Source organism: Pseudolysinimonas sp. (genome assembly GCF_044239695.1).
In the GTDB taxonomy this organism is placed as follows: domain Bacteria; phylum Actinomycetota; class Actinomycetes; order Actinomycetales; family Microbacteriaceae; genus Pseudolysinimonas_A.
In genome coordinates this window covers 1-7,428 of sequence record NZ_JBIIAW010000125.1, presented here as the reverse complement: position 1 = coordinate 7,428, position 7,428 = coordinate 1, and the positions used below count along the sequence as shown (strand labels likewise).

The window sequence follows — 7,428 nt, the reverse complement described above, 5'->3', positions numbered from 1 at the left end:
CGGCGTCGTACCGAAGTCGCCCGAAACATCGAGGGAATCCACGACATCGCCGCCCGGCGCGTCGCAGACGTCGACGGTGGCGGCGGAGGTCTCCCCCGGCGTCGAGGCGGGATCCGGATCGCCGGCGCATCCGGCCAGGACGAGGGCGGACGCGAGGACGAGGGGCAGGGCGAGAAGCGGTCGGCGCACGGGGAATCCTTCGAAAGCCGGTCAGACCGGCGGCTGTGTCGTGGCGAGGATGTCGACCACGTACACCACCGTATCCGTCGCGGCTATGCCCGAACTGGGAGCGCCGGTCGCGCCGAAACCGTCGGCGGGCGGCACGATCACGACGACACGCGACCCGACGGGGCGTCCGATGATCGCGGTGTCGACGCCGGGCAGGACGGTGAGCAGCGACCGCGGCGCGTCGCCCCAGGTCTCGTCGAACACGTCGTGGGTGCGCCAGTTGATCGCTTGGAACTGGATGAGGAACTCGTCGCCCGCCGCCACGACGGGTCCCGCGCCCTCGAGCAGGGTCGCGCTGAGCAGCGTGCCGGGCGGGTCGGACTCGGGGATGACGACGCTCGGGCGCCCGTCGCCGGCGACGTCGATGTCGATCGCGGGGAAGCCCTCGGGGAGGGCGACCGGCGTGCCCGAGGCCTGCTGCGGGACGAGCGCGAGCACGTCGACGACGAACACGAGGTCGTCGTCGGGTCCGATCGCGAGCTCGGGCTGCCCGGCCGACCCGAAGGCGTCCTCGGCCGGCACGACGCCGACGACCCGGCTGCCCGGAGACGCGCACAGGATGGTCGCGAGCAGACCCGGCTGCGTCGCCTCCTCGCTGAGCAGGACTCGCGCGGAGGCCGTGCCGGGAGCGCGCTCCCCGCTCGTCGCGTTGAGGATCGTGATCGCCACCTCGACGAGGTCGCCGCGGACCACTGGCTCCCCGGTGCCGTCGACGACGACCGTGCGCTCGACCCGGTCGACCGAGAACGGGCCGTACGCGGTGATGACCGGGGCCTCGCCGAGGTCGCCGTAGACCACGACGGCATCCGAGGCCTCCCCGGGCTCGGCGCACGCCGGTGCGGTCGCCGTCGGGGTGGGCGACGCCGCGCCGAGCACGAGCGGGCGGGCCGCGCAGCCGGCGACGAGAAGCACGGCCGCGAAGGCCGCGATCACGACGCCGAACGGAAGACGGGTCGGGCGGCGCACGGCCTCCATCCTCGCCGACGCCGGGCACGAGCGGCCGTAGGCTGCGGGTATGGGATTCAGCGTGCCGCAGGAACGCCAACTCGTCACCGCTCTCCCGGGGCCGAAATCGGTCGCCCTCCAGGAGCGTCGCGTCGCGGCGGTGAGCCGCGGCGCCGGCACTCTCGCCAACATCTACATGGATCACGGAGCCGGCGCGATCCTCGTCGATGTCGACGGCAACCAGTTGATCGACCTCGGCTGCGGCATCGGCGTGACCACGATCGGGCACGCCCACCCGGAAGTCGCCGAGGCCGCGTACGCCCAGGCGCAGAAGCTCACGCACACGCTGTTCACGGTGACGCCGTACGAGAACTACGTGCGCGTCGCCGAGAAGCTGCAGCAGATCACTCCGGGTGACTTCGAAAAGCACTCGATCCTGGTGAATTCTGGCGCCGAGGCCGTGGAGAACGCGGTCAAGATCGCGCGCAAGTTCACGGGACGCCGCGCGATCGTGTCGCTCGACCACGCCTTCCACGGCCGCACCAACCTCACGATGGCGATGACCTACCGGCCGTGGCCCGAACGTGCCGGGATGGGCCCGTTCCCGGGCGAGCTCTATTCGGTGCCGATCTCCTACCCGTTCCGCGACGGGCTCTCCGGCGAAGAGGCCGCGGCCAAGACGATCGACTACATCGTCACCCACATCGGCGCGTCCGAGGTCGCCGCCTTCTTCGCCGAGCCGATCCAGGGCGACGGCGGCATCATCATCCCGGCGCCCGGCTACTTCGCCGCGATCAAGGCGTTTTGCGAGGAGAACGGCATCGTCTTCGTCGCCGACGAGATCCAGGCCGGCATCGCCCGCACCGGCACCTGGTACTCGATCGAGCACCACGGCGTCGTGCCCGACCTCGTCACGAGCGCGAAGGGCATCGCGGGCGGTTTCCCGCTCGCCGCCGTCACGGGCAAGGCCGAGATCATGGATGCCGTCCAGCCCGGCGGCATCGGCGGCACCTTCGGCGGCAACCCGGTCTCGACCGCGGCGGCGTTGAAGGTCTTCGAGCTGATCGAGCGCGACGGGCTCCTCGCGGAGGCGCAGCGGGTCGAGACGGCACTGCTCGCCCGGATCGGCGACTGGGCCGAGAGGTTCCCCGTCGTCGGCGAGGTGCGCGGCAAAGGCGCGATGTTCGGCGTCGAACTCGTGAAGCCCGGTTCGAAGCAGCCGAACCCCGAAGCCCTCACCGCCGTGCTGACGCACGCGACGACGAACGGCGTCATCGCCCTCGACGCAGGCTCGTGGGACTCGGTGCTGCGCATCATGCCGAGCGTCGTGATCAGCGAAGCGCTGATCGACGATGCCGCGGGGGTGCTCGAGGACGCACTGGGGAGACTGGGATGAGCCACCTGCCGCCGCCGTCCGGCCCACCGCGGGAGGGCATCGCGCCGGTCGTCTCCGTCCCTCCGACTCCGCTGCGCATCCGCCCCTGGCCCTTCCTCCTCGGGGCCATGGCGATCGCGGTGCTCGCGACCGTCGGGGTGCTCGCGAGCACCTGGAGCCTCCCCCGCATCCAGTACTTCCACGACGCCTACGTCGCCTGGTCGGAGCCGATCCCCGATGACGTGGCGGCGATCGCGCAGGCCACGGGGATGAGCGTCGAGGGCGAACTGATCTACCGCGCCTCCCGGCCGGCGATCGAAGACGACGACGACTTCAACGAGCACTGCTCGATCGAGGGCGGCGCCGTGCTCGGCTGCTACTACCAGGGCAAGCTCTACGTGTACGCGGTGACCGACGAGCGCCTCGCCGGAACCGTGGAGGTGACCGCCGCCCACGAGATGCTGCATGCCGCCTACGAGCGGCTGAGCGCCGACGAGCAGGCGCGCATCGACGGGCTCGTCGCGGAGGCGATCGCCGCGATCCCGGAGGACGACCCCGTCTACGAAGACCTCGCGCTGTACCCGGAGTACCAGCTCGCCGACGAGTGGCACTCCCGCCTCGGCACCGAGTTCGCCGATCTGCCGCCCGCGCTCGAGGAGCACTACGCCGTCTACTTCGACGACCGGGCGAAGGTCGTCGAACTGCATGTGCAGGCGAACGCCTACTTCACCGAGCTGCAGGCCCAGATCGATGCTCTGGTCACCGAGATCGACGCGCTCGATCCGGTGCTCGACGCGCGCATCGCCGCGTACGAGGCCGCGATCGTCGACTACAACGCCGACGTCGACGCGTTCAACGGTCGCAACGAGAGCGGCTATTACACGTCGGAGGCCCAGTTCAACGCCGACCGCAACGCCCTCGTCGCGCGCGGCGACGCCCTCGACGCCGAGTACGCGGCGATCGACGCGGAGATCACCCGGTACAACGACCTCGTCGCGCAGCTCACCGCGCTCGACGCCGACTACGCCGACCTGTACAGCGCCCTCGACTCCAGCGACGATCAGGAGACGATCAGTCCCTGACGGAGCGCACGGTCGGCTCGTGCCGCACCGGGAAGGCGACGCTCGAGGCGATGAAGCACAGCCGGTTCGCCTCGGCGTGCAGAGCCGCCGCGAGCTCGGGGTCTCCGGCGGAGATGGTGACGACGGGCCGCAGCACGACCTCCCGGAATCGACCGCCACCGTCGGGCGTGGTGACGAGAGTCCCCTCCGCGGCATCCTCGTACGCCTCGACGACGATCCCGTTGCGCACCGCCACGTAGAGGTAGCTCAGGAGATGGCACTGCGCGAGCGCGGCGATGAGCATCTCCTCGGGGTTCCAGCGGTCGGCGTCGCCGTGGAAGACCCGCGCGGCCGACCCGTGGATGTCGGGCTTCCCCGCCACCGAGACGACGTGCTCGCGCCCGTAGGTGCGGGCTTCCGCCGTGCCCGCGCCGCGATTGCCCGTCCAGGTCAGCGAGGCCAGGAACCGGTGATCGGCCTTCATCGGGCGACTCCTCTCCGCGAGACGGCGGTCGGCGCGGTTCTAGAATCGGAGACATGACCGACACGCTCGCCCCCACCGTAGTCACCGCGGATGCCGTCCCCACCGAGCGGCGCGTCGTGACGGCGATCCCGGGCCCGAAATCGGTCGCCCTCCAGGAGCGCCGCAAGGCCGTCGTCTCCGACGGCGTCTCCTCCGCCCTGCCGGTCTACATCGAGCGCGCGCACGGCGCGATCGTCGTGGACGTCGACGGCAATGCGTTCCTCGACCTGGGCGCGGGCATCGGGGTCACGACGATCGGGCACACCGACGACGCCGTCGTCGCCGCCGCGCGGCAGCAGCTCGGCGAGGTCATCCACACGCTCTTCACGATCACCCCCTACGAGGAGTACGTGCGGGTCGCCGAACTGCTCGCGCAGCACACGCCGGGCACGCACGCGAAGAAGACCGTGCTGGTGAACTCGGGTGCCGAGGCGGTCGAGAACGGCGTCAAGATCGCTCGCAAGTACACCGGCCGCACCGGCGTCGCCGTGCTCGAGCACGCGTACCACGGCCGCACCAACCTGACGATGGCGATGAACTTCAAGGCGATGCCGTACTCGGTCGGGTTCGGGCCCTTCGCCGGCGACGTCTACCGCGCCCCGAACTCCTACCCCTTGCACGACGGGCTGTCGGGCGCCGAGGCCGCCGCGCGCACGATCGGGTATCTGGAGAAGACCGTCGGCGCCGCGGACCTCGCCTGCCTCGTCGTCGAACCGATCCAGGGAGAGGGCGGGTTCGTCGTGCCCGCCGACGGCTACCTGCCGGCGCTCCAGGAGTGGTGCACGGCGAACGGCATCGTCTTCATCGCCGACGAAATCCAGTCGGGCATGGCCCGCACCGGCGCCTACTTCGCCTCCGAGCACTTCGGCCTCGTGCCCGACCTCGTCCTCTCGGCGAAGGGCATCGCGGGCGGCCTCCCGCTCGCCGGGGTCACCGGGCGCGCGGAGATCATGGATGCCGCCCAACCGGGCGGTCTCGGCGGCACGTTCGGCGGCAACCCCGTGGCCTGCGCCGCGGCGATCGCCGTGTTCGAACGGATCGAGTCCGAGGGCCTCCTGGCCGAGGCGACGCGCGTCGAGAACACCCTGCGACCCGCCCTCCTCGCCCTGCAGGAGAAGTACCCGGTCATCGCCGAGGTGCGCGGTGTCGGCGCGATGCTCGCGATCGAACTGAACGACGTCGCGACCCACGCGCCGCGGGCCGATATCGTGTCGGCGGTCGCGGCCGAGGCGGCGCAGCACGGGCTGCTCGTGCTCACCGCGGGCACCTACGGCAACGTGCTGCGGTTCCTGCCGAGCCTCGCGATCACCGACGCGCAGCTCTCCGACGCCGCGTCGGTGCTCGACGCGTGCTTCGCCGCCGCGACCGCCTGAGAGGTCCGCCGTCACGACCGGAACGCGGGCTACGGCTCGAGGATGACCTTGCCGCCGGCGTGCCCGTCGACCATGAAGGCGTAGGCCTCGACCGCGTCGGCGAGCGGGTACGTGCGCGAGATCTCGACATCGATCGATCCGTCGGCCAGCAGCGCGGCGAGGGTCAGCCGCGCTGCGGCGCGGATCTCACGGCCCGGGTCGGCCCCGGGACCCGCTCCGATCGCCTGGCCCCCGGCGGCGAGGGTCGCCGCGAAGTTCACCAGGGTCACGAATCGCGCGGGGTCGGTCAGCAACTGCAACGACACCTCGAGCGCCTCGTCGGTGCCGACGGCGTCGATCGCGGCGTCGATCCCGCCCGGCGCCCGTTCGTTGATGCGCGCCGCGAGGCCGTCGCCGTACGCGACCGGCTCGATCCCCAGGTCGAGAAGTTCCGCGTGACGCTTCGGCGACGCGGTGCCGATCACGCGGGCCCCGCGAAGCACGACGAGCTGGGCGGCGAGACGGCCGACGCCGCCGCTCACGCCGTGGATCAACACCGTCTCCCCGGCGGCGACCCGCACGGCCTCGAGGGCGTGCACCGCCGTGGTGCCCGTGGCCAGCAGGCCCGCGGCCTCGGCGAACGACACCGCGGCGGGCTTGCGGAGCAGGTTCTCGGCCTTCACGGTCAACTCGCTCGCCTGCGCCCCGCTCAGCCGGTGCCCGTAGACCTCGTCGCCGACCGCGAGGGGCTCCCCCTCGAGGCCCACGGCATCCGGCCCCACGGCGGTGACCACGCCGGCGGCCTCGCTGCCGAGCCGAAGCGGCAGCTTCGCCGGATCGGTGCCCGTCGCACCCGACGTCATCTTCGCGTCGAACGGGTTGAGCGCCGCCGCTCGCACCGCGAGGACGACCTGACCCTCCCCCGGTGCGACCGGGTCGACCTCGATCACGGTGATGGCGGACGGACCCTCGTAGGAGGTAGCGGCGACGGCGGAGACCATGCCTCATCCAACCGCAGTCACCCGAAAGGCATTCCCAAGGACGACGGCTACGCGTAGAGGCTCGCGACCGCCTCGCGGAAGGCGACCGTGTGCCGCTCGACGTCGGCCGCCGTCGTCGCGGGCGACATCAGCGCCATGTTGTGGAACGGGGTGATCAGGATGCCGCGGTTGAGTGCGTGCAGGTGCAGGTACTGCTGCAGCTCGAAGTCGTCGGCCTCGGCGGCTTCCCGGCCGTCGTGCGGCGGGGTCGGGCGGAAGGAGTACTCGGCTCGGCAGCCCAACTGCGTCACCTGCCAGGGCACCTGGAACTCGTCGAGCGCCGCCTGCACGCCGGCCGTCCACTCGGTCGCGCGCGCGATCATCCCGGGGTAGGCCTGCGGGGTCAGCACGCTCTCGAGGGTCGCGCGGATGCCGGCCATCGACACCGCGTTCCCGGCGAGGGTGCCGCCGACCCCGCCGACGTCGATGTCCTCGAGACCCGCGCCGTCCGGGTCGAGATGCTCGCGCACCCGGTCGGCGAACGTCGTCGTCATCCCCCACGCCCCCGCGGGCACGCCCCCGGCGATCGTCTTGCCGACGACGACAGCATCGGGACGCAGCCCGTCCCGCGCGGTCATCCCGCCGGGGCCTGCGCACAGCGTGTGGGTCTCGTCGATCACGAGGTAGGTGCCGGTCGCCCAGCACGCTTTCGTGACCGCTTCGTGCCAGTCCGGATCGGGCAGCACGATGCCGATGTTCGTCATCGCAGGCTCGATCAGCACCGCCGCCACCTCCCCCGTGGCGAGCGCCGCCTCCATCGCGGGGATGTCGTTGAACGGCACCACGATGGTGGTGAGCGCGACATCGACGGGCGGGCCCATGTTGCCACGCCTAGGCACGACCCGACCGTCGGCGTCGAGGGTCGCATAGGCCTCGTCGACCGTGCCGTGGTAGCTGTGATCGA

General features: G+C 71.6%; 7 protein-coding genes and 1 pseudogene. 3 read left to right on the top strand and 5 right to left on the bottom strand.

Annotated features, from left to right (window positions below):
- Both ACILQS_RS14505 and ACILQS_RS14500 read right to left on the bottom strand, forming a co-directional pair.
- Positions 1-189, bottom strand: a pseudogene (locus ACILQS_RS14505) (hypothetical protein); the annotation flags it as partial.
- A gap of 21 nt (positions 190-210) precedes the next feature.
- Complete coding sequence (locus ACILQS_RS14500; protein WP_395640839.1) at positions 211-1,194, bottom strand: FKBP-type peptidyl-prolyl cis-trans isomerase; 984 nt, start codon at positions 1,192-1,194, stop codon at positions 211-213.
- 49 nt (positions 1,195-1,243) lie between these two features.
- Here ACILQS_RS14500 and ACILQS_RS14495 point away from each other — a divergent pair, with 49 nt between their 5' ends.
- Complete coding sequence (locus ACILQS_RS14495) at positions 1,244-2,569, top strand: aminotransferase class III-fold pyridoxal phosphate-dependent enzyme (protein WP_395640838.1); 1,326 nt, start codon at positions 1,244-1,246, stop codon at positions 2,567-2,569.
- A complete protein-coding gene (locus tag ACILQS_RS14490) occupies positions 2,566-3,630 on the top strand; it encodes a hypothetical protein (protein WP_395640837.1) in 1,065 nt (354 codons plus the stop codon). The genes ACILQS_RS14495 and ACILQS_RS14490 overlap by 4 nt, the downstream gene beginning before the upstream one ends.
- Here the strand turns inward: ACILQS_RS14490 and ACILQS_RS14485 are convergent.
- A complete protein-coding gene (locus tag ACILQS_RS14485; RefSeq protein ID WP_395640836.1) occupies positions 3,620-4,093 on the bottom strand; it encodes an OsmC family protein in 474 nt (157 codons plus the stop codon). The two genes, ACILQS_RS14490 and ACILQS_RS14485, sit on opposite strands and share 11 nt — an antisense overlap.
- Positions 4,094-4,146: 53 nt before the next feature.
- Here ACILQS_RS14485 and gabT point away from each other — a divergent pair, with 53 nt between their 5' ends.
- Complete coding sequence (gene gabT, locus ACILQS_RS14480) at positions 4,147-5,505, top strand: 4-aminobutyrate--2-oxoglutarate transaminase (RefSeq protein ID WP_395640835.1); 1,359 nt, start codon at positions 4,147-4,149, stop codon at positions 5,503-5,505.
- A gap of 29 nt (positions 5,506-5,534) precedes the next feature.
- Here gabT and ACILQS_RS14475 read toward each other — a convergent pair whose 3' ends face one another.
- Both ACILQS_RS14475 and ACILQS_RS14470 read right to left on the bottom strand, forming a co-directional pair.
- The gene (locus tag ACILQS_RS14475; RefSeq protein WP_395640834.1) at positions 5,535-6,485 is read right to left on the bottom strand and encodes an NADP-dependent oxidoreductase; all 951 of its coding nucleotides are present in this window, start codon (positions 6,483-6,485) and stop codon (positions 5,535-5,537) included.
- A 47-nt stretch (positions 6,486-6,532) separates the two neighbouring features.
- Positions 6,533-7,428: aminotransferase class III-fold pyridoxal phosphate-dependent enzyme (locus tag ACILQS_RS14470; protein WP_395640833.1), on the bottom strand; the 896-nt coding region annotated here is incomplete at its 5' end.